The organism is Bradyrhizobium sp. 35 (assembly GCF_023073215.1).
Lineage (GTDB): Bacteria > Pseudomonadota > Alphaproteobacteria > Rhizobiales > Xanthobacteraceae > Bradyrhizobium > Bradyrhizobium canariense_D.
On record NZ_JADPJC010000013.1, the window covers coordinates 1 to 2,814 of the forward strand.

Consider the following 2,814-nt stretch of genomic DNA (forward strand, 5'->3'; position numbering starts at 1 on the left):
ACCATGCGCGGTTTCCTCCCTTGGAGGCTTTCGGACGCCGGCCGCCCGAATGTGCCGCGCCGTCAATCATGCGGCCGGCATCCGAAACCCTTCACATTAGCGGACCCTCGCGAACCCGTACCTACGGGGGGAACCAAGGGGCCCGTGATGCGTTAAGAGCAGTTCGGCGGGCCGGAGGGGCGTCCGCCCATTGCACGAACGACGCTCGTATCGGGTCGTCGTTCCTCTCGCCCCCGAGAGCCGGGCACCCGCATGTCGAACGTAGAAGAATTCCCACTCTCCGCCCGGCACCGCCCCACGGAGTTCGAGGCCCTGGTTGCGGCCGGCGCTGCCGCGCTCGATGCCATTCCGGGCGCAGTCTATCTCTGTGACGCGGAGGGGCTGCTGGTCGCCTATAACGCGGAGGCTGTGGTGCTGTGGGGGCGCACACCTGATGTTGGGAGGGAGCGCTTCTGCGGTTCACACCAGCTCTACCTGCTGGATGGAACTCCCCTCGCGCATGCCGACTGCCCCATGGCCACCGCCGTTCGCGCGGGAACGCCGACGCGCAATGCCGAAGTGATAATGGCGCGGCCGGATGGCTCTCGCTTCACGGCCATGGTCAACATCCGGGCGTTGCGCGACTTTTCTGGTCGCATCCAGGGCGCCATCAATTGCTTCCAGGACATCACCGGACGCAAGCAGGTCGAGGAGGAAGTCCGCCGCACGACGCAGGATCTGCAGGACTTTTTCGACAACGGCGCGGTGGGCCTTCACATCGTCAGTGGCGAGGGAATTATCATTCGCGCCAATAAGGCCGAATTGGATCTGCTTGGGTACCGGCCCGAGGAGTATATCGGGCGTCATGTCGCCGAGTTCCACGCCGACGCTCCCGTGATTGGCGATATTCTCCAGCGTCTTTCATGCGGTGAGCCGCTGCAGCGCTACCCTGCCCGGCTGCGCGCCCGCGACGGCACGATCAAGCATGTCCTGATTACCTCGAACAGCCGCATTGTGGACGGCAAGTTTGTCAACACGCGCTGCTTCACGACCGACGTCACCGAACTGCATGCTGCCGAAGAGGCACGGCAAGCAAGTGAGGCGCGGCTTGCGGCGACTTATGAGGCCGCCAGCGTCGGCATTTCGGAGACCGACGAGAACGGTCGCTTCTTGCGGGTGAATGATTCCCTCTGCCGCATCACCGCGCGCAAACGCGACGAACTGTTGGGGATGACCTTCCTCGACTACACCGATTCCAACGATCAGACCGAAGATGCCGAATTGTACGCGCGGCAAGTCCGCGGCGACATCGAGAACTACACGGTTCGCAAGCGTGTACTACGGCCTGACGGGTCCGTTCGCCATCTGGATATCTTCAGTTCGTCGGTGCGGGATTCGGAAGGCTGCTTCCTTTATGGCGTGCGGGTCGCTCAGGATGTCACCACCACCAAGCAACTGGAGGATCGCTTGCGTGAAGGCGAGCAGCGCATGCGCGATCTCCTCGAGGCGTTGCCAGCAGCCATCTACACGACGGACGCCAAGGGGCGCATTAATTTCTTCAATCGGGCTGCCGTCGAGATGGCGGGCAGAACGCCGCAGCCAGGCGACGAATGGTGTGTGACCTGGAAGCTCTATTGGCCCGACGGCTCGCCGCTGCCGCACAATGAATGCCCGATGGCTGTTGCGCTGCGCGAAAACCGGCCGGTTCGCGGTGCCGAAGCGGTGGCCGAACGTCCAGACGGCAGACGCGTGCCGTTTATTCCTTTTCCAACGCCGCTGCGCGACGCGGACGGCAATCTTGTCGGCGCCATCAACATGCTCGTCGACATTAGCGAGCGGAAGAACGCCGAGAACGCTCAAAAGGCTCTCATCGACGAACTAAACCACCGTGTGAAAAACACCCTGGCCACGGTGCAATCTCTGGCGAACCAGACCGCCCGTCACGCCGCCGATCTGCAGGAATTTCTGCCGACCTTCACGGGACGGCTGCTTGCGCTCGCCCGCGGACATGACCTGCTGACGAAGCGAAACTGGCAGGATACGCCTTTCGAAAAGCTCGTCCACGATATCGTCGCTCCGATGTCGGGCGGACGGGTGCTGACTAGCGGGCCGCACGTTGAACTAGACGCCCGCATGGCACTTAGCATCACCATGGTGCTCAACGAGCTTCTGACCAATGCGGCGAAGTACGGCGCACTCTCAGTGCCGAATGGATCAGTTTCGCTCACTTGGCGGATCAGCGCCGGCGAGCGCTCGCAAGCCGTGCTGGATTGCGAATGGCACGAACGTGGCGGACCACCTGTTACGCCTCCAAAGCGGCGCGGCTTCGGCACGCGGTTGATGGAACGTTGCGTCGAGCATGATCTCGCAGGTGAGTTCGATCTGGTATTCGAGCCGGAGGGCACTCGCTGCCGCATGGTGTTTCCCATTATGCCTGCAGCGTCCAATGGTTGAGCTGTCCGGCGCCAAGGTTCTCCTGGTCGAAGATGAGGGCCTTGTGGCCCTCATGCTCGAAGATATGCTTGAGGAACTGGGCTTGAAGGTCGTTGCCTCAGCAGCCCACGTACAAAAGGCGTGCGAACTCGCGACGACGGCATCGTTCGATTTGGCGCTCCTTGATGTGAACCTGGCTGGCGAACTTGTTTTTCCGGTAGCTCGCATCTTGCGGGAGCGAAGGATTCCCTTCCTGTTCAGCACGGGTTACGGCGGACCTCCGCTCGAGGAGGAGTTCAACAGTGCGGATTCCGACGAAGCCGGCCATGCATTCCAATTCGAAGCCGGCCGGGTATTCCGATCGGAAGCCGGCCACCCGTGGCGTCGTTCGCATGGGTCAAT

General features: G+C 62.2%; 2 protein-coding genes. Both read left to right on the plus strand.

The window, feature by feature from the left end:
• Positions 1–252: 252 nt before the first annotated feature.
• Positions 253–2,433 (plus strand): PAS domain S-box protein, encoded by a 2,181-nt coding sequence (locus IVB36_RS02095; RefSeq protein WP_018453463.1) that lies wholly within the window; start codon positions 253–255, stop codon positions 2,431–2,433.
• Positions 2,426–2,814 (plus strand): response regulator (locus IVB36_RS02100; RefSeq protein ID WP_247390439.1); only part of this gene is annotated, 389 nt, incomplete at its 3' end. The genes IVB36_RS02095 and IVB36_RS02100, both read left to right, overlap by 8 nt.

Bases quoted from the DNA above. Each gene is read 5' to 3' on its own strand.
- IVB36_RS02095 (WP_018453463.1), top strand. From the start codon at position 253: ATGTCGAACGTAGAAGAATTCCCACTCTCCGCCCGGCACCGCCCCACG.